Raw genomic sequence first — 24,578 nt, 5'->3', positions numbered from 1 at the left:
CTCATAACTTATAACTAGTACAATGGACTACGGAAAAGAATTTAAAAAGTTTGCAACCAAAAAACACGGTGTAAACAGTCTGTACTACGATAAAATCGTAGGCAGCATGACTCCTTATATTATTGAAGAACGTCAATTAAACATTTCGCAACTTGATGTGTTCTCCCGTTTGATGATGGACAGAATCATCTTCATGGGAACCGGTGTTGACGATTATATGGCCAACATCATTCAGGCGCAATTGCTGTTCCTGGAAAGTGTTGACGCTTCTAAAGACATCCAAATCTACATTAACTCTCCGGGAGGAAGTGTGTATGCCGGATTGGGAATTTATGATACCATGCAGTACATCCGTCCCGATGTAGCTACTATCTGTACCGGTATGGCGGCTTCGATGGGTGCCGTATTGTTGTGTGCCGGTGCTGCCGGAAAACGTTCGGCTTTACCACATTCCAGAGTGATGATTCACCAGCCTTCAGGAGGTGCTCAAGGAGTAGCTACCGATATGGAAATCAACTTGAAAGAAATGTTGAAACTGAAAGACGAATTGTACCAAATCATTTCGCACCATTCCGGACAAGCTTTCGAAAAAGTGCACAAAGATTCAGAACGCGATTACTGGATGATTGCTGATGAGGCGAAGGAATACGGGATGATTGATGAAGTGTTAAGAAGATAATTAAAAAAGTGGTCAGTGTTCAGTTTCCAGTAGTCAGTAATTAACTGAACACTAAAAGCTGAACACTGAATACTAAACGAAAATATGGCAAAACAAGTTTTAGAATGTTCCTTTTGTGGGAGAAAAAAGCCGGAAACCAATCTGTTGATTGCCGGTATTAATGCACATGTGTGTGACCGATGCATTGAGCAGGCACACGGCATCGTGATGGAGGAGTTAAAAGGAAATGCAGTAAAACAATCGGCAGATTTGGTGTTGAAAAAACCCAAAGAAATCCGGGCATTTCTTGACCAATATGTGATTGGGCAGGACCAAACCAAAAAAGTCATGTCGGTGGCAGTGTACAATCACTACAAGCGATTGATGCAGTTGCAGCATGAAGAAGATGTAGAGATTGAAAAGTCCAACATCATCATGGTGGGGCAAACGGGTACGGGGAAAACCCTGGTCGCCAAAACGATTGCGCGCATGTTAGACGTGCCGTTGGCCATAGTGGACGCTACCGTTTTAACCGAAGCCGGTTATGTGGGTGAAGACGTAGAGAGTATTTTGACCCGTCTTTTGCAAGCGGCCGATTATGATGTGCCGAAAGCCGAAAGAGGAATTGTATTCATAGACGAGATTGATAAAATTGCCCGAAAAAGCGATAATCCTTCCATCACCCGAGACGTTTCGGGGGAAGGCGTACAACAGGCTTTGCTCAAATTACTGGAGGGAACCATGGTGAATGTACCGCCTAAAGGAGGCAGAAAACACCCCGACCAAAAGTTTGTTGAAGTCAATACCAAAGATATTCTCTTCATCGCCGGAGGGGCGTTTGACGGTATCGAAAGAATCATTTCCAAACGCTTGAACCGTCAGGCAGTGGGTTACAGCACGTCCAAAAATACGGAGGGAATTGACAAAGACAATTTGTTGCAATACATCATTCCGAAAGACATCAAAGATTTTGGTTTGATTCCCGAAATTATAGGACGTTTGCCGGTGTTGACCCATATGGATCCGTTGGACAAAGCGACCCTTCGTGCCATTCTGACCGAGCCTAAAAATGCTTTAATCAAGCAATACGAAAAGCTGTTTGGAATGGATGACGTAAAGTTTACCATCACTCCTGAAGCATTGGATTATATTGTAGACAAAGCGTTGGAATATAAATTGGGCGCCCGCGGATTGCGTTCTCTTTGCGAAGCCATACTGACCGATGCTATGTATGATTTGCCAAGCTCAGATGAAAAAGAACTGCACATCGATGTGGATTATACCAAAGATGCACTCAATAAAAATTTACTGAAACGCTTGGAAATTGCGTCTTAAGGAAATATAAAATCAACTGCAAAAGGGAGCGTATTCAACAGATACGCTCCTTTTTTTTCAATGATCAGTCACCTAATTCAAAATCTTCCTGAATGCTTTTGCAAAAGATGTACATCTTTTGCTTAAAACATATATATCTTTTGCCTGAAACATATATATCTTTTGTCTGAAACATATATATCTTTTGCCTAAAACATATATATCTTTTGAATTATTCCTCCGTCACAATTGTTTTTACCGTCAAGACCATTCGGAAATACTGTCCTGCAGTCATAAAAAAAATCCCTCTGCTGAGGGATTTTGGTTGCACTAATTATAACCTTTTTATTTCAGGAAACCGCCACCTGAGTTGTTCTTCTCAATATTGATGTCGGTGTTGTCTTTTTTCAACCCTAAATTGCCAAAGTTATACGTTAACGAAACCCGGAAGGTTCGTGAGTCTTGTTTCTGATAGAATTTGGTTTCCAAATTGGTGGAAGAAACCAGGGCATTCACTTCATTGCTGTTGAACACATCGAAGCAATGCAAGCCGATTTTCAGGTTTTTGTTCAGGAAATCCTTGTTGAACGAAATGTCAAACTGCTGAATCGGTTTGGTGATTTGGTAGATTTCCCAAGTGCCTTTAGGTAAAATGAAATAGGACATGCTGTTCTTGATTCCCCAAGGCAAAATGAACTGTGCTTGAGCGGCGTAATTTACAATCGGTTTGGTGGCAAACGAAAAGGAGTTTCCTTCGGTGGTGGATTTGATATAATTTACAGTAAAGAAAATGTAATTCATCGTATCCATATTGTTCATGCGCTTCTGGAATTCCTCTTTGCTTTTCAAGAAGTAATCCAACGGCACCGGAAACGAGGCAAAGAAACTCAGGGTGTTGATTTTGTCAAACTGTTGGAAGGTTTGATGGCTTACCAATTCGCCCGGTTCGGCACTGAAAACAAAACGGTTGTTGTCTTTGGCAATGGTATAATTACCGCCCAAACTCACAAACTGAAAGGCGGTCAGTTTCAATTCGAAGTTGTCAAAATACGTTGGGTCCAAAAACGGGTTTCCTTTAGAGGTGTTGTATTGGTCAAAGTTGGCAAAGTTATTCGGGTCTAAGGAATTGTAATTGGCCTGCTGTATCTTTTTGGAATAGGAAGCCGAGAGGTTCATGTTTTCATTGAACTCGTACAAGGCGCTCACACTCGGAAAAAAGTTGGTGTTCTTAAAGTTCACATCCGTACGGTCATTGTCTTGAAAGGCGGTACGGTCTACTTTATAATCTTCAAAGCGAATACCCGCGGTGAAATTGAACTTCTTGATTTTTTTACGCGCTTCCACATAAAAGGCCAGATTGGTTTCTTTATAATCAAAATCAGTAACCGAATTGGTAGCGGTGTTCAGGTTGTAGGTTCCGGTATCCGTTACTTTGATGGTGTTGAATTTACCACCCGTATTCAAGGTAAAGTCCAAGGGTTTGAACGGTACGGAGAAGTCGTATTTCAAATAGTAATTGGTCAGATTAAAATCGACTTTCCCGTTGTAATAGGTGGCGTCGCCGTTGTTTTGTCCCGCTGATTTGGTAATGGGGTTTTTGTCATAAAAGTTGGTGTAGGCCGTAATGTCCAGGCTGCGGCCCAGAGTGTCCAGTTTGGTTTTGTACTGCAGGCTCAGTTCGTGATTGTTGTTTTTGTTTTTGGCCACACTGTTGTTGGTGTAATCAATGCTGCTTCCCAGGGTGCTTGACTCATTCACAAAGCGTTCATTGGCCATGTTGAGGTTGTAGTTGAGCAACAGGTTTGATTTTTCGTTGATTTTGTAATTGAAACCGGTACGCCAATAAAAGTTGCGGTAGGTGGTCAGCGACAGGTTTTTTTGCAGTAAATGTTCAGCCGGGTTAAATGAGGTAAAGGTCTGGTCGTTGGCTGTTTTCTCCTCCCCGTCAATATAATTGTATCCAATCATGGTTTGCCAACTCACGTCTTTTACTTTTCCATTAAGCAAAAACTGCGGGCTCGGCTTTTGGTATTTGTTAAAATTGTAGTTGATGTTGAAACTGGCATTGATGCCTTTCTTTCTTTTGGTGCTGGTGACGATGTTGATGATAGAGCCGCTGGCATTGGCATCATACGCCGCGCCGGGATTGTAAATCAGCTCTACTTTTTCAATGGCATTTGCCGGTAGGGTCGACAGGTAATTTTGCAAATCAGTTCCGCTGAGAGTACTTGGCGCACCATCAATGTAAATGGTTACCCCTTTACTGTTGAGGGTGATGCTTCCGGTAGGAGAGGTGATGACTCCGGGGATTTTCTTTACCGCTTCCAGACTGCTGCCGCTGTTGAGCATGGCATTGTCGCGCACGCTGATGGTGGTTTTGTCTGACTCTACTTTGAGGTACTGTTTTTTGTTGCCGTAAATGGTCACTTCTTTAAGTTCCTGGGCTTTTTCCTGTGGCAGATTGGTTTCTGATGGGGTGCTTTCCTTCGTTTCTGAAGGAGTCTGTTGTGCAAACGAAAAACTCGTAATGAGTAAGCACAAAGCAATACTTAGTGATTTCATTATTAATTGATGATTGATTGATGATTGCTCAATAAGACCATCGATCAACAGAAATGTTACATCACTATAAAAATTAAGTTGCTTTTGTTTGACTTACGGATGGTTTTGCGGTGTCAACACAACGTTTCCCTCCGGGACCGCCGCATACCCTACCGGGATGTGAAGCGCAGGAGGTTAAGAAAATCAAGAAGAGTGCAACATAAAACGGTTTTCTCATGACGGATTATTTTGTGTTGTGCCAAGTTGCATCTGCTTCAGTTGTTCCAAATAATCGCGTTCATTGGAAAGCCTTGGTATTTTGTGCTGACCGCCCAGTTTGTCGTTTTCTTTGAGCCAATCGTAAAAAAGATTTTCCCTGGCCACATTGAGGACGAGGGGATTTAAGGTCATGTTGTTGTACCGTTTGGCTTCGTAATCGGAGTTGACTGATTGGAGGTTTTCGTCCAGCGCTTTGCGGAAGACAGCCATGTCCTCAGGTTGTTTTTTGAATTCAATCATCCATTCATGGGCTCCTTTTTCTTTGCCTTTCATAAATACGGGAGCCACGGTGTAGTCTTTGACCTCGCAGTTGAGTGCTGAACAGGCTTTGGCTAAAGCCGTGTCGGTGTTTTCCACCATCAGTTCCTCACCAAACACGTTGATGTGGTGTTTCGTTCTGCCCGATACCCGGATGCGGTAAGGCGCTAATGATGTAAACCGTACCGTATCGCCAATAAGGTAACGCCACAGTCCGGCATTGGTCGTAATGACTACGGCATAGTTTTTAAACAATTCCACATCAGCCAGTCGAATTACCTTTTGTTCCGGTGTGCCAAAGGTGTCCATGGGGATGAATTCGTAGAAGATGCCATAATCGAGCATCAACAATAAATCGTTGGAATAATTCAAATCTTGTATGGCAAAGAATCCTTCAGAAGCGTTGTAGATTTCGTAGTATTTGAATTGGTTTGAAGGCAAAATCTTTTGGTATTGTTCGCGGTAGGGTTCAAAGCTTACCCCGCCGTGAAAATAGACTTCCAGGTTGGGCCACAAATCAAATAAGTTCTCCTTTCCGGTTTCGGACATGATGCGATTCAACAACACCAGCATCCATGATGGCACTCCGGCAAAGCTGGTCACGTTTTCATTTTTGGTTTCGTTAATGATGGCGGTGAGTTTGCTTTCCCATTCGCTCATCAACGAAATTTTGCTGCTGGGAGTACTGCTGAATTCAGCCCAGATGGGCATATTTTCTATAAGTATCGCTGATAAATCCCCAAAATAGGTGTTGTTGTTCTCGTAAATCTGAGAGCTGCCGCCCAGACGCAAACTCTTGCCCAAAAACATTTCGGAATTTTCGTTGTTGTTCAGGTACATGCACAGCAAATCCTTACTCCCTTTGTAGTGGCAGTCTTCCAGGGCCTCATTGCTTACGGGGATAAACTTGCTTTTGGCATTCGTTGTTCCGCTCGACTTGGCAAACCATTTAATCGGCGTGTTCCAAAAGACATTTTGAGCTCCCTTACGGGTCAGTTCAATCATCGGTTCCAAATCTTCATAGGTTGAAACAGGTACCCGTTCCGCAAAAGTCGCGTAGGATTTGATGCTCGCAAAATCATATTTCTGACCCACGACCGTTTCTTCTGAAGAACGTATCAGGTTCATCACCAGCTCTTCTTGCACTTCATGAGGGTATTTCAGGAACAACTCAATCTGATGAATGCGTTGTTTCAAAACCCAGGATGCGATAGAATTGATTAAAGGAATGGGCATTTTTTAGAATTGGGAATTATGAATTACGAATTAGGAATGATAACTTTACCAAATATAGGAAATAATCTTAAAAATAAAACATGACTTACGAAGGCGTACTCACCAAAATGCAAACGGAGTTTTCCAATCCGATTCAGTATTATCTGGTCTTTGAAAATAGTTTTTTGAGTTTAAATCAGTTGTTGGATAAAACATTGGAGATTAATTTTACGGGATACCAATGTCTCAATTGCGGCAAAAAGAAAAAGATTTTCCGTCAGGGGTTTTGTTACGATTGTTTTATGAGCAGTGCGGCAGCCGGTGATTGGATTATGAAACCCGAGTTGAGCACGGCACATCTTGATATTGAAGACCGGGATTTAGAATATGAGAAAAAAGTACAACTGCAACCGCATGTGGTGTACTTGGCCTTGTCCAGCGAAGTGAAAGTGGGAGTGACCCGTAAAACACAAGTGCCGACAAGATGGATTGACCAAGGGGCCGTTCAAGCGGTTCCGATTGTAGAAGTGCCCAATCGGTATTTGGCCGGAATTACGGAAGTGGCTCTTAAAAATCATTATGCCGATAAAACCAATTGGCAAAAAATGCTCAAAAATGAAGTTCCTAAAGTAGACTTGTTGGCAGAACGCTTAAAGCTGGAAAAACTGATTCCAACAGAAGTTCAGGAGTTCTTTTACACTACCAAGGAGGATTTGTATGAGCTGCACTATCCGGTGTTGCAGTATCCGGGCAAGGTAAACAGTTTGAATTTGGATAAGTCTCCCGACTTTACCGGAAAACTGACCGGTGTGAAAGGACAATACCTGATGTTTGAAGACGGAACGGTATTTAATGTCAGAACATTTGAAGGCTATGTCGTGAAAATATCTCTGTAATAAAAAACCCTTTCTTTGTGAAAGGGTTTACTTCGTCAGTTCGCTTCGCTCGTGTCTTTTTTATTTGGTGGTTGTCGGTGTGGGGGCGGGCTCTTCTTTTTTCTTTTTCTTGAACAGTCCGTTTATCAAATCGGTGGCTTTGGTTTTCACATCTGTCTTCACATCGGTTTTGGTAGTATCCGATTTTGATTTGGTACTGTTGCTGATAATATCCTTCAAGGCATCTTTCCCTTTGTTGGTCAGGTTTTCCTTTTGCTGTTTTACCAAATTGGCCATCAGTGTAGTAGTGGCTTGTTTTACATCGGTAGTGACTTTCGGGTTTTTGAAATTCCCGGTAAGTATGGCGTTTATCGGGATGTTATCCAGCTTTTTAGCATCAGTAGGGGATAATTTGGCGATTAAATTATTGGCTTCGGTTCCCAGGTATTTTGCCGGCACATCCAGTTTTACGTTGTAATTCATGCTTTGATCAAAACCATGTGTTCCGCCTAAGCTGACTTTGATGTCCTGGTATTTCAAATCAACCGGTTTTAAATTCACTTTCCCGTCTTTGAATGTTAGGGCCGCCTTTACATCGTTGAGGTTAAGTTTCTTCAAATCCACAAAACTCAATTTGTCGTCCAAAGCCGTCAGCATAGCCGAATTACTGGAGTTAACCGTAGTTGAAAGTAATTGCCCTAATAAATCACCGGACAGACTGTTCAGGTCCGGAGTCATTTCGGTTGCATTCAGATTCCCGGAGAGTTTAATGGTGGAGTTTAATTTTCCGTTTATAACTCCCGCAATAGGCGCAATTTTTTTCATCATCTCCAATTGGGTGAACGTTTGCGCAATATCAACTTTGTTCAGCCCCAGATTCATGTTGAACTTTGGTGTTTTTTCTTTGGTCGAAATGTCACCGTTAAATGTTATGGCTCCACCGAAGAGGTCTGTTTTACCATTTTCCAGCGTGGCTTTCTGATCTTTAACAATGATTTTACCGGCTACGTTTTTCAGTACTAAATTATCGTACAACACCGTGTTGGCTTTTGCTGTTAAGGTGCAGTTAAGGAACGCAGGGATTTTCATCGGCTCACTTTTCTTAGCAGCTTCCTTTTTCGGGGCTTCTCCGGTTGTCATAAAGTCGTTTACCGCCAATTGGTTGGAATTCAGGTTGAAGTTTCCTTTCAATTCCTGGTTTTTAAATACAAAGCCATAGAAGTTTTCCAATACACCGTTTACCGCCAAATCACTTTTGCCGGTAGTAGCATTAAACTGTTTCAGGTTTACGCGACTTGGGTCAAAAGAAACAAGAGCCCTGCTGATTTTCATCGTTTTGCCGTTTTCATCTGTATAATTGAAACCGGTCAGGTCGATGGTTCCGGCGTTTTTGATGCGGGCATAGTCACTTTTTTCTACAGATTGCATATCGAATTCGGTAGTGACATCAGCGTTTAAAATACCGGATAAGGGTTTGTCTAATTTAACAGGATATGCTTTGGAAAGATTGCCTAAGTTAATCGTTCCTTTCAAGGCTGCGTTTACCAGAGCATTTTCCGCTACATTTTTAATATTGGCTTTGGCATTGAAAACATCCTGGTCAATTTGGAACGAGAGTTTGTCTAAGTTGACATAGGTGTCGTTCATCACACCGGTTTCGTTGATGATTTTAGTATCGATTACAATTTTTTGTACGGACTTGGGTAAGTTCGGATATTGGAATGACGCATTGTTTGATGCGATTTCGATGTTGAATTTCGGCACCGAAGTATCGGAATACAACCCTTTGGCAAAACCTCCCACCGTAAAATCGCCGCTGGTTTTTACATCTTTTAAATTGCTTGAATATTTGGCAGGAATCAGTCCCAAAAAGTTCTTAAAGGAAGAGGTAGGTGTTTTAAAGGTCAAATCATATTGCTGTCCGGCATCCACCAATTGGATGAAACCGTCAAATTCTAAAGGCAATTCGTTGATTTTAGCTTTGTTTTCTTTGAAGGTGTATTTGCTTTGGTCTAAGTCAATTCCCAAAATGGCATCCAGTGAAATCGCCACGTGGTTCATGTAGTTTACCTTGTCCATATCGAGGGAAACTTTGGTTGTGGTTTTGGTAACCAAGTCGAGTTTGGAAGCAGCAAAGTCACCGGTTCCCTGGTGATTGATGCTATCCATTACTAATTTTATTTTTGAGCGTTCATCGTAGTACTTGAACTTAAAGTTTTCAACGGAATACCCTTTTATTTTTAAGGAAAGCGGCTTGCTTTTGCCGGTGTCTTCTTTACTTTCGTCTTTTAAGGCAATGTCAAAATTCCCTACGCCGTCTTTGTTGAAGATGATATTAATCAAACCGTTTTTAGAATCAATCCCGTCAATATTCATGGGTTCGTTGTCGCCTTTGAATAGTTCTTTGATTGACATTTTCAGATTCAGTTCGTCAAAAGCCACCAAAGTATCCCCGGCAAATGGCGCTTTGTTGATGATGGAAAGCTTTTCCACTTTTACGCTGGCGTTAGGAAAGTTGCGGAACAGACTTAAATCAGCATCGGCAAAACCCACTTTAGCATCCACTTTTTCATTGATGGCCGCTACGATTTTGGCTTTGATTTGATCTTTAAAGAAATACGGAATGGCAAAAGCCGAGAGGACTAATAATAATAAAACAACTCCAACAATTTTCAGGATTTTCTTTAACATGATATGATCGATTTAGTTACGCTTTAGCTAAACAAAAATAATGCCTTTTGGTTATAAAGCGGTTATAATTTATAGAAGTTTTATGATTTTGTTCTCTCAGAATTGTTGAGAAAATGTTATTAACAGTCTATCGGTTTTTGCTTTTATTCTAAAATAGTTTTAGTTAATTTGTGCTTCCATGAAAAAGCAGCATCAGGTTATTTTATCGTTAGGCACCAACCAAGGCAATCGACTTGAAAATATTGTCAATTGTATTGACCGTTTGCATAATGAAATCGGGACGATTATTAAAGTTTCCAAGCTTTATGAAACGCCGTCCTGGGGTTTTGAAAGTGAAAATTTTTACAACTGTGCCGTGGTGATGAATACCCACAAATCAGCTCATCAGATTTTAGAAGAAGTACTGTTGCTTGAAGAGGCTTTAGGCAGAGTACGCGATGCGATTGAAGGATATCAGGCCAGAGTTATAGATATCGACGTTGTTGCCTTTGATGAAGAAATTATTGCTTCGGAAAAGTTGCAGGTGCCTCATCCCGAAATGCAAAACCGATTGTTTGTGCTGTTGCCGATGCGCGATTTGAATTTGGATTGGCGTCATCCTATTTTGCAGAAATATTTACATGAATTATTGGTGCTTTCAGAAGATAAAAGCAATTGCAAAGTGGTTCAAAACCTGGAAATTCCAATTGCTAAAATCAGATTGGAAAACTTCAATTACATTGCAATTGAAGGGAATATCGGTGCCGGTAAAACTACCCTGACCAATAAGTTAGCAGAAGATTTTAATGCCAAAGCCGTATTGGAGCGTTTTGCTGACAATCCGTTTTTGCCGAAATTTTACGAAGACCAAGCGCGGTATGCGTTTCCGTTAGAGATGTCTTTTTTGGCTGATCGTTACCAACAGATTTCAGATGATTTGGCACAGTTTGACTTGTTTAAAGACTTTATTGTTGCCGATTATCACATCTTCAAATCTTTGATTTTTGCGAAGGTTACTTTAGCCGAAGATGAATATCGCCTGTACAAAACAATGTTTGATATCATCTATAAAGAAATGCCGAAACCCGATTTGTATATTTATTTATATCAAAGTACGGAGCGTCTTCTGAAAAACATCAAGGACAGAGGCAGAAGTTACGAACAGGAAATACCGGCAGATTATCTGGAGAGAATCAACAGCGGCTATTTGGATTACATCAAATCTCAAAAAGATTTGAACGTGCTAATCATTGATGTAACAAACCGGGATTTCTTAAATCAGCAGGATGACTACATTTTTGTTTTGGAAGAAATCAGAGCCAAAATCTCAAATTAGTATTTCATTTTTTGAAATAAGTCCCAAACTACAATTCCTGCGCTTACCGAAATGTTTAATGAATGTTTGGTGCCCAATTGCGGGATTTCGATAGCACCATCACACAAAGCCACTGCTTTTTGAGAAACGCCATATACTTCGTTTCCGAAAACCAAGGCGTATTTCTTATCGCTGTCAACTTTAAAGTCCTGAAGAAAAACTGCGTTTTCGACTTGTTCAACAGCGAAAACGGCAACCTGTTCGATTTTTAGTTTTTCAATCACACTGAGCACATCTTGTTGGTGCTCCCAGGCAACGGTTTCGGTAGCACCCAAAGCCGTTTTGTGGATTTCCTTATGTGGCGGTACGGCCGTTATCCCACACAAGTAAATTTTTTCAATCAAAAAAGCATCGGCTGTTCGAAATACCGAACCTATGTTGTGCAGACTTCGTATGTCGTCCAGAATAATAATGATAGGGGTTTTGTCGGCTTCTTTGAAATCGGCAACAGATTTTCTTTCCAGTTCTTTGTTTTCGAGCTTTCGCATTTTTTTATTTCATATGGTTTGACCTGCCTGTTTGGAGCGGCAAAGATATTCAAAAAAAAAGTCCCGATGTAGTCGGGACTTTTTGAATTTATAATTATCGCTAATTAGCTTTTTGTTGGAGCAGTTCCTTCAGCAGGAGCATCAGGTAAAACGTTTCCTTTGATGGTAAGTACTTTAGTTTCCTGACCTACAGCGTTTGATTTTACAGTAACTGTTTTGGTAAATTGACCCACTCTGTCAGTAGCATAGTGTACTTTAATAACTCCTTTTTCTCCCGGTAAGATTGGTTTTTCCGGTTTGGTAGGTACTGTACAACCGCAAGAACCTTGAGTGCTTTCGATGGTTAATGGTTTGTTTCCGTTGTTAGTAAGAACAAATTCTCTTGTTCCTTCAGCATTGTGAGGGATAGTTCCGTAATCGATAGTTTCGTTTTCGAAAACCATTCCGGCACCGTCAACCTTTGGAGTTTCAACTTTTGCAGGAGTATCTTTTTTTGCTGCTACTTTTTTAGCAGTTTGTGCGTTTGCTGTAACACCGAAAAAGGCTAATGCAGCTACCAAAATTATTTTTTTCATTTTTTTAAAGTTTTTAAGTTTCTTGTGACAAATCTATCCAAAAAATAAAGTGACCTCATTTTTTTTAGCTTAATATTAAATTAATTTTTTTTCATTCGCCTTGTCACCGTAAAATATTTTAAATTCGCTTTCTCATAAATTTAATACGAAAACCATTGTCAGCCAAAGCAACTTCAGCCAAAGAAACCCCTTTAATGAAACAATACAACGAGATCAAAAGAAAATATCCCGATGCGTGTTTGTTGTTTCGTGTGGGCGATTTTTATGAAACTTTTGGTGAGGATGCTGTTAGGGCTTCCAAGATTTTAGGGATTGTTTTAACCAAAAGAGGAGCCGGTTCTGAAACCGAAACCGCTTTGGCCGGATTTCCGCATCATTCCTTAAATACGTATTTGCCCAAATTGGTAAAAGCCGGCCTTCGGGTTGCTATTTGTGACCAACTTGAAGATCCGAAAATGACCAAAACCATTGTGAAGCGCGGTGTGACTGAGTTGGTAACTCCGGGGGTGGCGATGAATGATGAAGTGCTTCATTCCAAATCGAATAACTTTTTGGCCTCGATTTATTTTGGCAAAAAGCAATTAGGGATTTCTTTTCTTGATGTTTCCACAGGAGAATTTCTTACGGCTCAGGGCAATACGGAATATATTGATAAGTTACTGCAAAATTTCAGCCCGAGCGAGGTTTTGATTCAGAAGAACAATAAACTTCAGTTTAAAGAAGCCTTTGGTGAGGACTTTAATGTGTTTTATCTCGAAGATTGGGTGTATAAAGAAGATTATGCACAAGAGACTTTGATGAATCATTTTCAGACCAATTCTTTAAAAGGTTTTGGAGTAGAAGAATTGCCGGATGGTATTATTGCTTCAGGAGCTGTACTGTATTATTTGTCGGAAACACAACACAATAAAGTGCAGCACATCACTAACATCCAACGTATAGCCGAAGATGCTTATGTTTGGATGGACCGGTTTACCATTCGCAATCTGGAATTGTACCACAGTACTTCACAGAATGCGGTAACGCTTTTGGATGTGATTGACCGTACGCTTTCTCCCATGGGGTCTCGACTCCTGAAACGGTGGTTGGCTTTGCCGTTAAAGGATATTGATAAAATAAAAAGCCGCCATGAAGTAGTGTCTTATTTGAAAGACCATCAGGAGTTGTTGCAAAAAATTCAATACCAGATCAAACAGATTTCCGACTTAGAACGTTTGATTTCGAAAGTAGCCACCGGAAAAATTTCTCCACGGGAAGTAATTTACCTCAAAGAGTCATTAGACGCCATCATTCCTATAAAAGCTATTGCGCTGGAAAGCAAGCAGGAAGCAGTTCGGGTTATTGGAGATAATTTACACGCTTGTGATTTGCTTCGCGAAAAAATAAAATCAACCCTCAATCAGGATGCGCCGGTAGCAATTACCAAAGGAAATGCGATAGCAGCCGGAATTCATGCTGAATTGGACGAGTTGCGAAGTATTGCTTTTTCCGGAAAAGAATTTCTGGAAGCCATTGAAATCAGAGAATCAGAGCGTACCGGGATTTCTTCCCTTAAGATTTCGTTTAACAATGTGTTTGGATATTACATTGAAGTCAGAAACACACACAAAGATAAGGTGCCGTCCGAATGGATTAGAAAACAAACCCTGGTCAATGCGGAGCGTTATATAACCGAAGAATTAAAAGAATATGAAACCAAAATTCTTGGGGCTGAAGAGAAAATCCATCAAATAGAAACGTATTTATTCGAACAATTGGTGGTTTGGATTGGAACTTATATCAAGCAGGTTCAGCTGAATGCAAACTTGGTGGCACAATTGGATTGTCTTACCTCTTTTGCGCAACTGGCTATTGAGAATGATTATGTGTGTCCGATATTAGACGAAACGTTTGAATTGGAAATTACGAATGGTCGTCATCCGGTTATTGAAAAGCAATTGCCGGTAGGAGTTCCATATGTAGCTAACGATGTGTTTCTGGATAGGGAGTCCCAGCAAATTATCATGATAACCGGTCCTAATATGTCGGGTAAGTCGGCTATACTGAGGCAAACAGCCTTGATTGTACTCTTGGCGCAAATGGGAAGTTTTGTTCCGGCAGAGAAGGTGAGAATGGGTGTAGTGGATAAAATATTTACACGCGTAGGTGCCAGTGATAATATTTCAATGGGCGAATCTACGTTTATGGTAGAGATGAATGAAACGGCTTCCATTTTGAATAATATCTCAGACAGAAGTTTGGTCCTTTTGGATGAAATCGGGCGAGGAACGAGCACCTATGACGGTATTTCTATAGCTTGGGCCATTGCAGAGTTTTTACACGAAAATCCCGCACGGCCTAAAACTCTTTTTGCTACGCATTATCATGAGTTGAATGAAATGAGTGAGTCGTTGACCCGGATTCAGAATTACAATGTTTCCGTTAAAGAATTAAAAGACACCGTTCTTTTTATCAGAAAACTAGTGAAAGGAGGAAGTGCCCATAGTTTTGGAATACATGTGGCTAAAATGGCCGGTATGCCGCAGATGGTGATTCAGAAAGCACAGAAACTATTGAAGAAGTTAGAGAAAAACCATTCCAGTGATGCTTTAAATGGGATCAAGTCTGATAAAGAGGAAATGCAGTTGAGTATTTTTAACTTGGATGATCCGTTACTTGAAGAAATCAGGGAAGATATAATCAATTTAGACATTAACACTTTAACTCCGGTGGAGGCATTGATGAAGCTTAATGAGATAAAACGAATGTTGCAAAAGAAATAGTTGTCGCAGCTTAGTTTTGCTAATCAGGGCATTAGATTTTCAAAAAGTTTTTTTCAAAAAAAGGTTTGTATAATTCAATTTTAGTGTTACATTTGCATCCGCAATACAGAACAAGTATGGCGGTTCTTATACAAAATGAAATGCGAAAATAGCTCAGTTGGTAGAGCGCGACCTTGCCAAGGTCGAGGTCGCGGGTTCGAGCCCCGTTTTTCGCTCAACATCTCATAACGCTCGGATGGTGAAATTGGTAGACACGCTGGACTTAAAATCCAGTGAACAGCAATGTTCGTGCGGGTTCAAGTCCCGCTCTGAGTACAAAAGCTTCAAACTATGTTTGGAGCTTTTTTGTTTTAATCACTTTTGAAAATTATTTCATGGGTACTTTTGTAATCAGCAAACGGTTGAATGACTACTATAAGTTTGAATTTGTTTCCAGAAAAGGAAAGACAATTCTAACCAGCAATAGTTATGAGTTGAAATTTGAATGCGAGGAAGAGATTGAAGTGCTTAAGGCTTCTTTGGAAAGATGTGATTACCTGAAGTTTAAAACGGCCAAAGGCAAATGTTTTTTTAAGCTGATGCTGGATCAAAAGATTGTGGCGGTAAGCAGAAAGTATTCAACTGAACTGCTCTTGCAGAAAGGGATTGACGAGATTAGTAAATATGCCTCAAAATCAGAAGTGCTTGATTTTTCTGGTGGAGATTCAATTTTCTTGGAGTCTTAATTTTTTATAATTTATTGCTAAAAAAGAAAGCCACGCATAGCGTGGCTTTAAATCTTTTAAAGATAATTAGTGAGTACTAATTATTTTTTTGCTGGAGCAGCTGGAGCAGCAGCTGGAGCAGCAGCTGGAGCTTCTGCTTTAGCAGCAGTTGTGTCAGCAGCTGGAGCAGCAGCAGTATCAGCAGCTGGAGCAGCAGCAGTATCAACAGCTTCAACAGCAGTTGTGTCAGCAGTAGCTTCAGCATTAGCATCAGCTTGTTTACAAGATACTACAGTTAATGCAGCAACAACAGCTAAACTTAAAAATACTTTTTTCATCTTACTTAATTATAAAAGGTTAATTATTAATTCGAGGCAAAGATATAAATTTTTTTATTCGGAAAAACTTTTATTTAACTTTTTTTGAAAAATCTATATTTCACTTCGCTTTTTCTATCACAATAATCGTGCCAAAAATTAAGAACGGCTTAAGAATTATTTTTTCATTTTTGGGGAAATGATTTTCATTTCTTTGATAAGGTTCTCTGCACCGGCATATTTATCTACTATAAAGAGCACATAGCGGATATCCACCATAATATTTCGACAAATGTCGGGAGAATAATAAATATCACTCATGGTACCTTCCCAAACCCTATCAAAATTCAAACCAATCAAATTACCGTTGGCATCCATTGCAGGGCTTCCCGAGTTGCCTCCCGTAGTGTGATTGGTTGCAATAAAAGCGAGCGGCATTTTACCATTAGATGCACCATATCGGCCATAATCTTTCGCATTGTATAAATCAATCAGTTTCTTCGGGACATCAAATTCATAGTCGCCAGGGACATATTTTTCGATTACACCATCCAAATACGTAAAGGGTTCGTAAGTCACTCCATCGTTTGGCTTGTAGCCTTTTACTTTTCCGTAAGTCACACGTAATGTACTGTTGGCATCCGGAAAAATGCGGGCTGATTTTGGACTTAATTCCAAAATTGCTTTCATGTAGGTCCTTTGCGTGGCTATATTTTTCAAATTGATTTCATCATATTTAGGCGCAACATTTTTCAGATAATTATCGGCCATGGTTTTGATTACCTCAAATCCTTTGTCTTTATTGATGTTTTCTAAAACTGTTTTAGAGTCGCCACTCAGTAGAACTTTAATTTTGTCGTAACTGACCAATTGTGATTGCGTGAAAACAGTATTGGCCAAGCTTACAGCGTTTAAATTCTCATATGCTGCCGGTAAAAACTGTTTTGGGTAGTTACTGCTGTAAAAAGCCATCAATTGCTCAAATACTTTTTGATCTACATTCGGATTGAAATCTTTGTAAAAATCTCCTAATCCATTGATTAAGTTGTTTCTTCTGTCATTAAATGCTTGTTCTCCCTTATTATTGTATAGTTGTTCTAATTGGTACAATTTGTATCCAAGAGTTAGAATTTCGGTATTGCGCAAGGCAATTTCGGTGAATATATCCCGGGCCAAAGCATAGTCTTTAATGTTGGTGTAATTTTTGTCGAAATCAGCTAACAGGTTTCCGTATTCGGCTTGTTTTCCTGCTTTAATCACTTTTTCCTGAAAGTTTTTTTCAAACTTTTGCTTCATGGCAACAGCATTCGATTTCTTTAAACCTTTGGTTTCACCCATCCATTTTTTCCAATAATTGGCGACACCGGCATATTTAGAAGCGTACTGAATTTTAATGGCATTGTCTTTTCGCATAAATCCATCCTGCACTTTCAAAGCAGCATCGCGTATCGCTATTTTTGCCGGATTCAGTGTATTTACAATTTGGTCTACTGCTGCTGAAGGCAAGTATTCTTGTGTTCTTCCGGGATATCCCATTACCATGGTAAAGTCATTTTCCTTAACTCCTTTAATGGAGATAGGTAATGAATATTTAGGTTTGTACGGAACGTTTTCTGTCGAATATTCTGCCGGGCGATTATTTTTGTCGGCATAAATACGGAACATAGAAAAATCTCCGGTGTGACGTGGCCAAACCCAGTTGTCTGTGTCCGAACCAAACTTGCCTATTGAACTTGGTGGCGCTCCAACCAAGCGAATGTCTTTATAGGTTTCTGTAACAAACAAGATGTATTGATTTCCGTCATAAAAGGTGCGGATACTGTTTTCCTGCCAGGCTTCTTTGGGTAAGGTTTTGTTTAGCGTGCTGATGTTCTCCTGTATTTTCTTTTGTTTGTCGGCTTCGTTGGGTAAAGCGGAAACACCTTCTAAAACTTTGGGTGTTACATCTTCGATGCGGATGATAAAAGTGACTACCATGCCTTTGTTGGGCAATTCATCTTCCATTTTATAAGCCCAAAAACCGTTGGTTAAGTAATCGTGGTCTACCGAAGAATGGTTCTGAATCGCATCAAACCCACAGTGGTGGTTGGTTAAAATCAATCCCTTGTCCGAGATTACTTCTGCGGTACAGCCTCCGTCAAACTGCGGTACGGCATCTTTTAGGTTTGATTTGTTAATGGAATAGATTTGCTCTGCGGTAATTTTCATGCCGAGAGTTTTCATTTCGTTTTCGTTCATGCCTTTGAGCATCGAGGGAATCCACATGCCGCCTTGTTGGGCCGAAACCTGTACGAAAACAAATAAGAGAAGAAGTCTTAAAAATTTCATGATAATAGTTTGAGGTATAAGTTTGTTTTTTGATTAATTGTTACGAATGTGATTTAAAATAATCTCCGTAGCTCCTTTGTTCATTTGAACAAAAGTGGCGCAGATGTGTCCTTTTTCGTGACGGATATCCAAGTTGAAAATCAAATTTTGAAACGCCTCGTTAAAGTCGTTTTGAGTACTAACGGAAACGCAGCCTTCCAGATTTACCAAGGCGGTAGCTTCTGCAAAATGAGAGTAATTTGGGCCGACAACTATTGGAATGCCAAAAGTGGCTGGTTCCAGAATATTGTGTACTCCGGGATTCCCAAAACCACCGCCCACATAAGCAATATCAGCATAGCTGTAAATTTTGGTCAGTATCCCAATGGTGTCAATGATAAAAACCTGATAATCGGCCAAGCTGCAGCCTTCTTTTTCAGAATACAGTACTGTAGGTTTTTGAATTTGGGATTTCAAAGTTGCAATTTGATCAGCTTTAATATTGTGCGGCGCAATGATAAATTTCACATTGGCAGCAGTCTGATTGATAAAATTAACCAGGAGACTTTCGTCTTTTGGCCAGGAACTTCCAATGACGATTGTTGTGGTGTTGTTTTTGAATTGTTCGATGAAATCCAGAGAATTATCCCGTTCCAAAATAGAAACTACCCGGTCAAAGCGGGTATCTCCAGAGATTTTTACATTTTGGTAGCCTAGACTTTGCACCAGTTTTTTCGAACTGTCATTTTGGACAAAAAAGTACTCAAAAGTTTTCAGGGCATTGCGGTAAAAACCACCATACCATTTGAAAAAAGCCTGATTTTCTCTGAAGATGCCCGAAATCAAATAAGTTTTGATGCCGGCTCTCTTCAATTCGTTCAAATAATTCGGCCAATACTCATATTTGATGAAGAACACCTGTTCAGGATGAACCAATTTTAAAAATTGCTTTACGTTGTTTTTGGTGTCCAAAGGCAAATACACGGTAACATCCGCAATGGTATTGTTTTTTCGAACCTCATAGCCTGAAGGTGAAAAGAACGTCAATACAATTTTATGGTTTGGGAATTCTTTTTTTATTTTTTCCATCACCGGCAGGCCTTGTTCGAACTCACCCAGTGAAGCGGCATGAAACCAAATGGTTTGGTCTTTGGTGTTGATTTTGTTGGTTAAAGTTTGGAAAACGGATTTTCTCCCTTCAACAAACAACTTCATCTTCGGGCTGAAAAGTGCTGCTATTTTCACGATTTGTGAAGCCAAAATCAGTAATACATTGTATAGAAAAAACATCCCGAAAATTTTGATGCGCTAAAATACGTTTCTTTTACGGAATAGGATATTCTACTTCAGAATTTCTTACTTTTGCTACTCATAATTTTTAAAACATGAGAAAAATTCAAATGGTTGACTTAAAAAGTCAATACGATAAAATAAAAGATACTGTTAACGCCTCCATCCAGGAAGTTTTAGATACCACCACTTATATCAACGGACCTTTGGTTCATGAATTTCAGAAGAATTTAGAGGAATATCTTGATGTAAAACACGTCATCCCATGTGCTAACGGAACTGATGCATTGCAGATCGCAATGATGGCATTGGATTTGAAGCCGGGTGATGAGGTAATCACAGCCGATTTTACCTTTGCCGCCACAGTAGAGGTGATTGCCTTGTTGCAGTTAACCCCCGTTTTGGTGGATGTGGATATGATAAACATGAATATTTCTATTGATGCCATAAAAAAAGCCATTACGCCAAAAACGAAAGCCATTGTACCGGTTCACCTGTTCGGAAGAGCGGCCAATATGGAAGCCATCATGGCGATTGCCAAAGAACACAATTTGTATGTTATAGAAGATAACGCACAAGCTATCGGAGCTAACTGCAAATTCTCTGACGGTACTAAAAAGAAAGCCGGAACGATAGGACATGTGGCGTCTACTTCTTTTTTTCCTTCTAAAAACCTAGGCTGTTATGGAGACGGCGGAGCCATTTTTACCAATGATGATGACTTGGCCCACAAAATTCGGGGGATAGTAAACCACGGGATGTATGTGCGTTACCATCATGATGTGGTAGGAGTGAACTCGCGTTTGGACAGTATTCAGGCGGGAGTTTTAAATGCCAAGTTACCTTTTTTAGACGCTTACGGGAAAGCCCGTCAAGACGCAGCACGAAAATACTCAGCCGCTTTTGAAGGGCATAAAAACATTATCGCGCCGAGCATCTGTGATATTTGTGATTGTCATGTGTTTCACCAATATACACTGCGAATTATTGATGCCGACAGAAACGGTTTGATGGAACATTTACTAGCCAAAGGAATTCCGTGTGCGATTTATTACCCGATTCCGTTGCACAGTCAGAAAGCGTATGCAGACAGTCGCTACAAAGAAGAAGATTTTCCGGTGACCAACCAGTTGGTGAAAGAGGTAATATCCTTACCCATGCACACCGAGTTAGACGATGAGCAAATTCAATTTATTACCGACAGTGTTTTAGAGTTTTTAAACAAATAAAATGGAAGAAGGGAACAAGAAGAAAATAGTGCAGGTGATTCTCTTTATAGTAACGTTTGCGGTTGCTTTTTTCGGAACAAAATATGTGATGTCTCGTTTGAAATCAGAAAAACCGAAAGAAGTCAAAGAATCAATAAAATAATCTATTAATTAATGAAAGTAGTTGTTACCGGAGGTTTAGGGTTTATTGGTTCACACACCGTAGTAGAATTGCAAAACGAAGGTTTTGAAGTAGTGATAATCGATAATCTTTCTAATGCTTCTGAAAAGGTTTTAGATGGTATATACAACATCACGGGTCAAAAGCCGCTTTTTGAAAAAATTGATTTAAGAGAAAAGTCAGCCGTACAGCATTTTTTTAAAAAATACCACGATGTAGTTGGAATAATTCACTTTGCCGCTTCCAAAGCCGTTGGAGAAAGTGTTGAGAATCCTTTACTGTATTATGAAAATAATATCAATACTTTGGTTTACCTGCTTCAGGAATTGACGGCCTTGCCTCAGGCCAACTTTATTTTTAGTTCTTCTTGTACCGTTTACGGTCAGGCCGAAAAAATGCCGATTACTGAAGATGCCTCTGTGCAACCGGCCATGTCACCTTATGGGAATACCAAACAAATTGGAGAAGAAATCATCAGAGATACCGCCAAAGTGACGAATGTCAATGCTGTTCTCTTGCGTTATTTCAATCCAATCGGAGCCCATGCAAGTGCTGAAATAGGAGAATTGCCATTGGGAGTTCCGCAAAACTTAGTGCCGTTTATTACACAAACGGCGATGGGCTTACGCGAGAAGCTTTCTGTTTTCGGAAATGATTATCCAACGCCTGACGGAACCTGTATTCGCGATTATATTCATGTAGTCGATTTAGCAAAAGCACACGTTATCGCTTTACAACGTTTGTTAAACGAACAAAATGTTGAAAAAGTGGAAACCTTCAACTTGGGCACCGGTACCGGAAGCTCTGTTTTAGAAGTAATTCATGCTTTTGAAAAAGTGTCCGGACAAAAATTAAACTACCAAATCGTGGGCAGAAGAGAAGGGGATATCACTTCCGCTTATGCCAGTACAAATAAGGCCAATACTGTGCTGGGTTGGAAGGCTCAATTGTCTCTGGAAGAAGCGTTGGCCTCTGCCTGGAAATGGGAACAAAAAATCAGAAGCTGATAATTTTTTAAATCCCCGATTACTGTCATCATAGAAATCACCTGCGAAAATGAGTGAAAAGCCCGATTTTAAATTAATTTTTTGCTTGTTTACGGTCGCCATCGTTTGGGGAACCACCTATCTCGGAATCCGAATAGCTGTCGAGACCATACCGGCTTGGTACATAACATCAACCCGACAAGGAATTGCTGCCTTGATGGTACTGGTCATTTTGCTCTATAAAAAACAATTGGCCTGGATAGGATGGGAGAATTTTAAAATCCAATTCATTCCCGCTATTTTGATGATTGTTGTGGCCAACGGGTTTACAACCATAGCAGAAAAGACGCTGCCCAGCGGGTTGACCTCCATACTTAGTGCCCTTTCGCCTTTGGTGGTTTTCTTAGGCAGCACAATCATGGGTTTGCAAAAGCCTACGCTGAGAGGATTTATAGGAGTTGTGATTGGTTTTCTCGGAGTTGTTTTTATTTTCAGAGACGGACTTGGCGCTATACTGGATCCCAATTATAAAATTGGAATACTGTTCTTGAGTATCGCCATTTTATCTTGGTCGGCCGGAACGGTGTTTACCAAAATGAACACCCACAAATCCAATAATATCGCACTTAATTTATTTTATCAATTCTCTATTGCCGCTATTGTTCAATTTGTTTTGGCGCTTATTTTTAATCCCGATGTGGATTTCAACAAATGGAGTGCCCGAAGTATAGGAGCTACTTTGTATCTGGCTGTTTTTGGTTCTGTTGTGGCCTTTTTCTGTTACCACTATGCGCTCAAAAGAGTGACAGCGATTCAGGTTACAGTGCTCAATTACATCAATACCGCTATTGCCGTTTTTTTGGGTTGGCTGTTGTTGGATGAGGTAATCAAACTTGATTTTTTAATTGCAACATTACTGATTATTTTAGGCGTTTTCATTACCAATTATAAAAGAACCCGTAGGGGGCCCGAAAAGGATAAAGTATAAAAAAAATCCCTTCTTGATTGGACGGGATGGTATTTATTTTTTTACGCTCTCTTTTAATTTCTTAGCAGTTTCCTCCAATTTTTCAGCGCTTTTCAGTTTTAAACTGTCTACTTTGGCATTCGCCTTTTCTTTTAAGGAATCTACTTTGGCTTCGGCTTTTATTTTGGCCGAATCAACCTTTTCCTGTACTTCTTCAGTTACGGCGTCTTTGGCGCCTTCCAGTTTTTCTTTGGTTTCCGGTTTGCAAGAAACCAGCAAAGTCACTAAAGCGAATGATAAGATTATTTTTTTCATGATTTAAGATTTTAATTTTTAATAACGAATTTGGATACAAACAAAGCTACAAATACAAGGCCAAAGTTGCTAAACGACGGGCTTCGGGATGAGTGCTTTTTGTTTTTCATAATGATTCAGTTATAAAACCAATTCAGTATACAGTTTTTCAAAAGTGGCATCTAAGTCAAAACTAAATCCTGAATGTGGCCGGGAGCTTTGGATGCTCGAGCTTTTAACTGCGGTTAACCACCTAAAACGCTCTGCGGTTTCAAAGGCTGCTATTGGCCCGCCATCTTTACTGCCTTTTCCTATTTTTACAAACGAATCTAAGTTTTCTTGTAATTGGTCTATATCAAATTCGGAACAGATTGACTTGATTTTTTCGGGAACAAGATGATATTCAATTCTTAGGTATTTCTGTCTTTTACAAAAAAGCATCAACCCAACATTTATAAATTCTTCGCGCTCTACCTTAGGCACAACACGAATCACGGCATATTCATATAAGTGTTTTTCGTGCATCTTGAGCTTGTTTTAAAAATAGGTCAGCATGTGCCAATCGAAGGGTTAAAAACTGAAAATAGACTTCTTTTATCTCTTCAGGAGAAAGGGTTTTGTCTTCCCAATGCAACCAGTCTTCCGGGATTTGATTTACAATTTCTCTCAGGACTACATCGTTTAACCGGGCTGTAAACTCGGCGTTCACCGCTGAAAGTTGAGCCGCTTTGGGCAATAAAACATGGTCTTTTATTAAAGCAAAAGGGGTAATGGCACTGCTTTGCCAATTGTCCCAAGAATGGTGAAAATAAAAAGAAGCACCATGATCAATCAACCAAAGTTCTTTCTTCCAAATCAACAGATTGGTGTTTTTAAAAGTCCGATCCACATTGGTAATGAAAGCATCCAGCCAAACAATCTTTGAGGCTAAGGTTTCCTCACAATCATTGGTTGCGGCATCATACGTTATCGCGCCTGACAGGTAGTGTAATCCCAAATTTAGCCCTTGACTAAATTGTAACAAATCCTGAATTTCTTCATCGGCTTCGGTTCTTCCAAAGGCTTCGTCCAAATTCGCAAAAACCAATTCAGGAACCGGCAAACCGAGATAACGCGCAATTTGTCCACCCAAGAATTCGGCAATCAAAGCCTTGACACCATGACCCGCTCCCCGAAATTTTATCACATACTTAAAATCGTCATCCGCTTCTGCCAATGCCGGAAGCGAGCCACCTTCGCGAAGCGGCGTAATATATCGGGTTACATTTACAGTTCGTAAATTTAAGTTCATGAATTTGGAATTCTTTTAACAAA

General features: G+C 40.1%; 22 protein-coding genes and 2 tRNA genes. 12 read left to right on the top strand and 12 right to left on the bottom strand.

The annotated features are described in order from the left end of the window. The first annotated feature begins 22 nt into the window (after positions 1 to 22). Both clpP and clpX read left to right on the top strand, forming a co-directional pair. A complete protein-coding gene (clpP, locus tag ACSVH6_RS08685) occupies positions 23 to 679 on the top strand; it encodes an ATP-dependent Clp endopeptidase proteolytic subunit ClpP (protein WP_438077521.1) in 657 nt (218 codons plus the stop codon). Between the two features lie 84 nt (positions 680 to 763). Further along, positions 764 to 1,993 (top strand): ATP-dependent Clp protease ATP-binding subunit ClpX, encoded by a 1,230-nt coding sequence (clpX, locus tag ACSVH6_RS08680; protein ID WP_438077519.1) that lies wholly within the window; start codon positions 764 to 766, stop codon positions 1,991 to 1,993. Positions 1,994 to 2,317: 324 nt separating this feature from the next. Here clpX and ACSVH6_RS08675 read toward each other — a convergent pair whose 3' ends face one another. From ACSVH6_RS08675 to ACSVH6_RS08665, 3 genes are all read right to left on the bottom strand, one after another. After that, a complete protein-coding gene (locus tag ACSVH6_RS08675; RefSeq protein ID WP_438077517.1) occupies positions 2,318 to 4,534 on the bottom strand; it encodes a TonB-dependent receptor domain-containing protein in 2,217 nt (738 codons plus the stop codon). A gap of 73 nt (positions 4,535 to 4,607) precedes the next feature. Continuing rightward, the gene (locus tag ACSVH6_RS08670; RefSeq protein ID WP_438077515.1) at positions 4,608 to 4,751 is read right to left on the bottom strand and encodes a lipoprotein; all 144 of its coding nucleotides are present in this window, start codon (positions 4,749 to 4,751) and stop codon (positions 4,608 to 4,610) included. Beyond that, positions 4,748 to 6,286, bottom strand: coding sequence for a GH3 auxin-responsive promoter family protein (locus ACSVH6_RS08665; RefSeq protein ID WP_438077513.1), 1,539 nt, complete (start codon positions 6,284 to 6,286; stop codon positions 4,748 to 4,750). The genes ACSVH6_RS08670 and ACSVH6_RS08665 overlap by 4 nt, the downstream gene beginning before the upstream one ends. A gap of 80 nt (positions 6,287 to 6,366) precedes the next feature. Between ACSVH6_RS08665 and ACSVH6_RS08660 the strand changes: the two genes are divergently transcribed. Then, entirely contained in the window at positions 6,367 to 7,161 is a 795-nt protein-coding gene (locus ACSVH6_RS08660) for a DUF2797 domain-containing protein (RefSeq protein ID WP_438077511.1), read from the top strand. Positions 7,162 to 7,221: 60 nt separating this feature from the next. Here the strand turns inward: ACSVH6_RS08660 and ACSVH6_RS08655 are convergent, their stop codons facing one another. After that, positions 7,222 to 9,831, bottom strand: coding sequence for an AsmA family protein (locus ACSVH6_RS08655; protein WP_438077510.1), 2,610 nt, complete (start codon positions 9,829 to 9,831; stop codon positions 7,222 to 7,224). Between the two features lie 178 nt (positions 9,832 to 10,009). Between ACSVH6_RS08655 and folK the strand changes: the two genes are divergently transcribed. Further along, the gene (gene folK, locus ACSVH6_RS08650; RefSeq protein WP_438077508.1) at positions 10,010 to 11,146 is read left to right on the top strand and encodes a 2-amino-4-hydroxy-6-hydroxymethyldihydropteridine diphosphokinase; all 1,137 of its coding nucleotides are present in this window, start codon (positions 10,010 to 10,012) and stop codon (positions 11,144 to 11,146) included. Here folK and ACSVH6_RS08645 read toward each other — a convergent pair. Both ACSVH6_RS08645 and ACSVH6_RS08640 read right to left on the bottom strand, forming a co-directional pair. Then, positions 11,143 to 11,673, bottom strand: coding sequence for an RNA methyltransferase (locus tag ACSVH6_RS08645; protein WP_438077506.1), 531 nt, complete (start codon positions 11,671 to 11,673; stop codon positions 11,143 to 11,145). The genes folK and ACSVH6_RS08645 overlap by 4 nt on opposite strands. Before the next feature lie 104 nt (positions 11,674 to 11,777). After that, positions 11,778 to 12,248, bottom strand: a complete 471-nt coding sequence (locus tag ACSVH6_RS08640) for a DUF1573 domain-containing protein (protein ID WP_438077504.1) — start codon at positions 12,246 to 12,248, stop codon at positions 11,778 to 11,780. A 194-nt stretch (positions 12,249 to 12,442) separates the two neighbouring features. Here ACSVH6_RS08640 and mutS point away from each other — a divergent pair, with 194 nt between their 5' ends. The 4 genes from mutS (at position 12,443) to ACSVH6_RS08620 (ending at position 15,735) form a co-directional block, all read left to right on the top strand. After that, positions 12,443 to 15,010: a DNA mismatch repair protein MutS gene (mutS, locus tag ACSVH6_RS08635; RefSeq protein WP_438077572.1), complete on the top strand. Its 2,568-nt coding sequence runs from the start codon at positions 12,443 to 12,445 to the stop codon at positions 15,008 to 15,010. Positions 15,011 to 15,152: 142 nt separating this feature from the next. Then, positions 15,153 to 15,225, top strand: a tRNA-Gly gene (locus ACSVH6_RS08630). Between the two features lie 14 nt (positions 15,226 to 15,239). Further along, positions 15,240 to 15,325, top strand: a tRNA-Leu gene (locus ACSVH6_RS08625). A gap of 59 nt (positions 15,326 to 15,384) precedes the next feature. Further along, positions 15,385 to 15,735, top strand: a complete 351-nt coding sequence (locus ACSVH6_RS08620) for a DUF1508 domain-containing protein (RefSeq protein ID WP_438077502.1) — start codon at positions 15,385 to 15,387, stop codon at positions 15,733 to 15,735. 80 nt (positions 15,736 to 15,815) lie between these two features. Here ACSVH6_RS08620 and ACSVH6_RS08615 read toward each other — a convergent pair whose 3' ends face one another. The 3 genes from ACSVH6_RS08615 to ACSVH6_RS08605 all read right to left on the bottom strand — a co-directional run bounded on the left by ACSVH6_RS08615 (position 15,816) and on the right by ACSVH6_RS08605 (position 19,628). Further along, positions 15,816 to 16,052 (bottom strand): hypothetical protein, encoded by a 237-nt coding sequence (locus ACSVH6_RS08615; RefSeq protein ID WP_438077500.1) that lies wholly within the window; start codon positions 16,050 to 16,052, stop codon positions 15,816 to 15,818. Positions 16,053 to 16,208: 156 nt separating this feature from the next. Then, positions 16,209 to 18,359 (bottom strand): S46 family peptidase, encoded by a 2,151-nt coding sequence (locus ACSVH6_RS08610; protein WP_438077498.1) that lies wholly within the window; start codon positions 18,357 to 18,359, stop codon positions 16,209 to 16,211. 33 nt (positions 18,360 to 18,392) lie between these two features. Continuing rightward, complete coding sequence (locus tag ACSVH6_RS08605; RefSeq protein WP_438077496.1) at positions 18,393 to 19,628, bottom strand: 3-deoxy-D-manno-octulosonic acid transferase; 1,236 nt, start codon at positions 19,626 to 19,628, stop codon at positions 18,393 to 18,395. Between the two features lie 95 nt (positions 19,629 to 19,723). On the opposite strand from ACSVH6_RS08605, the gene ACSVH6_RS08600 reads away from it, so the two are divergent. From ACSVH6_RS08600 to ACSVH6_RS08585, 4 genes are read left to right on the top strand one after another with little or no spacing between them, the layout of a single operon-like run. Continuing rightward, on the top strand, positions 19,724 to 20,857 hold the full coding sequence (locus ACSVH6_RS08600; protein ID WP_438077494.1) for a DegT/DnrJ/EryC1/StrS family aminotransferase: 1,134 nt from the start codon (positions 19,724 to 19,726) through the stop codon (positions 20,855 to 20,857). Between the two features lies 1 nt (position 20,858). Then, on the top strand, positions 20,859 to 20,999 hold the full coding sequence (locus ACSVH6_RS08595; RefSeq protein ID WP_438077492.1) for a hypothetical protein: 141 nt from the start codon (positions 20,859 to 20,861) through the stop codon (positions 20,997 to 20,999). Between the two features lie 11 nt (positions 21,000 to 21,010). Further along, entirely contained in the window at positions 21,011 to 22,024 is a 1,014-nt protein-coding gene (gene galE, locus ACSVH6_RS08590) for a UDP-glucose 4-epimerase GalE (protein WP_438077490.1), read from the top strand. A gap of 49 nt (positions 22,025 to 22,073) precedes the next feature. Then, a complete protein-coding gene (locus ACSVH6_RS08585; protein WP_438077488.1) occupies positions 22,074 to 22,991 on the top strand; it encodes a DMT family transporter in 918 nt (305 codons plus the stop codon). Between the two features lie 33 nt (positions 22,992 to 23,024). Here ACSVH6_RS08585 and ACSVH6_RS08580 read toward each other — a convergent pair whose 3' ends face one another. From ACSVH6_RS08580 to ACSVH6_RS08570, 3 genes are all read right to left on the bottom strand, one after another. After that, positions 23,025 to 23,285: a hypothetical protein gene (locus ACSVH6_RS08580; RefSeq protein ID WP_438077486.1), complete on the bottom strand. Its 261-nt coding sequence runs from the start codon at positions 23,283 to 23,285 to the stop codon at positions 23,025 to 23,027. A gap of 120 nt (positions 23,286 to 23,405) precedes the next feature. Continuing rightward, positions 23,406 to 23,789, bottom strand: a complete 384-nt coding sequence (locus tag ACSVH6_RS08575; protein ID WP_438077484.1) for a DUF3037 domain-containing protein — start codon at positions 23,787 to 23,789, stop codon at positions 23,406 to 23,408. Beyond that, on the bottom strand, positions 23,767 to 24,555 hold the full coding sequence (locus ACSVH6_RS08570; protein WP_438077482.1) for a HipA family kinase: 789 nt from the start codon (positions 24,553 to 24,555) through the stop codon (positions 23,767 to 23,769). The genes ACSVH6_RS08575 and ACSVH6_RS08570 overlap by 23 nt, the downstream gene beginning before the upstream one ends. Between the last annotated feature and the right edge of the window lie 23 nt (positions 24,556 to 24,578).

It is taken from the genome of Flavobacterium sp. XGLA_31, assembly GCF_051547105.1.
GTDB lineage: Bacteria > Bacteroidota > Bacteroidia > Flavobacteriales > Flavobacteriaceae > Flavobacterium.
Note: the sequence above shows the minus strand (reverse complement) of the source record. Positions and strands in the feature narration are given on the sequence as shown.

What these genes read in the sequence shown, in the direction of transcription:
- clpP (WP_438077521.1), top strand. Translation starts at nt 23, where the DNA reads ATGGACTACGGAAAAGAATTTAAAAAGTTTGCAACCAAAAAACACGGT.
- clpX (WP_438077519.1), top strand. Translation starts at nt 764, where the DNA reads ATGGCAAAACAAGTTTTAGAATGTTCCTTTTGTGGGAGAAAAAAGCCG.
- ACSVH6_RS08675 (WP_438077517.1), bottom strand. Translation starts at nt 4,534, where the DNA reads ATGAAATCACTAAGTATTGCTTTGTGCTTACTCATTACGAGTTTTTCG.
- ACSVH6_RS08670 (WP_438077515.1), bottom strand. Translation starts at nt 4,751, where the DNA reads ATGAGAAAACCGTTTTATGTTGCACTCTTCTTGATTTTCTTAACCTCC.
- ACSVH6_RS08665 (WP_438077513.1), bottom strand. Translation starts at nt 6,286, where the DNA reads ATGCCCATTCCTTTAATCAATTCTATCGCATCCTGGGTTTTGAAACAA.
- ACSVH6_RS08660 (WP_438077511.1), top strand. Translation starts at nt 6,367, where the DNA reads ATGACTTACGAAGGCGTACTCACCAAAATGCAAACGGAGTTTTCCAAT.
- ACSVH6_RS08655 (WP_438077510.1), bottom strand. Translation starts at nt 9,831, where the DNA reads ATGTTAAAGAAAATCCTGAAAATTGTTGGAGTTGTTTTATTATTATTA.
- folK (WP_438077508.1), top strand. Translation starts at nt 10,010, where the DNA reads ATGAAAAAGCAGCATCAGGTTATTTTATCGTTAGGCACCAACCAAGGC.
- ACSVH6_RS08645 (WP_438077506.1), bottom strand. Translation starts at nt 11,673, where the DNA reads ATGCGAAAGCTCGAAAACAAAGAACTGGAAAGAAAATCTGTTGCCGAT.
- ACSVH6_RS08640 (WP_438077504.1), bottom strand. Translation starts at nt 12,248, where the DNA reads ATGAAAAAAATAATTTTGGTAGCTGCATTAGCCTTTTTCGGTGTTACA.
- mutS (WP_438077572.1), top strand. Translation starts at nt 12,443, where the DNA reads ATGAAACAATACAACGAGATCAAAAGAAAATATCCCGATGCGTGTTTG.
- ACSVH6_RS08620 (WP_438077502.1), top strand. Translation starts at nt 15,385, where the DNA reads ATGGGTACTTTTGTAATCAGCAAACGGTTGAATGACTACTATAAGTTT.
- ACSVH6_RS08615 (WP_438077500.1), bottom strand. Translation starts at nt 16,052, where the DNA reads ATGAAAAAAGTATTTTTAAGTTTAGCTGTTGTTGCTGCATTAACTGTA.
- ACSVH6_RS08610 (WP_438077498.1), bottom strand. Translation starts at nt 18,359, where the DNA reads ATGAAATTTTTAAGACTTCTTCTCTTATTTGTTTTCGTACAGGTTTCG.
- ACSVH6_RS08605 (WP_438077496.1), bottom strand. Translation starts at nt 19,628, where the DNA reads ATGTTTTTTCTATACAATGTATTACTGATTTTGGCTTCACAAATCGTG.
- ACSVH6_RS08600 (WP_438077494.1), top strand. Translation starts at nt 19,724, where the DNA reads ATGAGAAAAATTCAAATGGTTGACTTAAAAAGTCAATACGATAAAATA.
- ACSVH6_RS08595 (WP_438077492.1), top strand. Translation starts at nt 20,859, where the DNA reads ATGGAAGAAGGGAACAAGAAGAAAATAGTGCAGGTGATTCTCTTTATA.
- galE (WP_438077490.1), top strand. Translation starts at nt 21,011, where the DNA reads ATGAAAGTAGTTGTTACCGGAGGTTTAGGGTTTATTGGTTCACACACC.
- ACSVH6_RS08585 (WP_438077488.1), top strand. Translation starts at nt 22,074, where the DNA reads ATGAGTGAAAAGCCCGATTTTAAATTAATTTTTTGCTTGTTTACGGTC.
- ACSVH6_RS08580 (WP_438077486.1), bottom strand. Translation starts at nt 23,285, where the DNA reads ATGAAAAAAATAATCTTATCATTCGCTTTAGTGACTTTGCTGGTTTCT.
- ACSVH6_RS08575 (WP_438077484.1), bottom strand. Translation starts at nt 23,789, where the DNA reads ATGCACGAAAAACACTTATATGAATATGCCGTGATTCGTGTTGTGCCT.
- ACSVH6_RS08570 (WP_438077482.1), bottom strand. Translation starts at nt 24,555, where the DNA reads ATGAACTTAAATTTACGAACTGTAAATGTAACCCGATATATTACGCCG.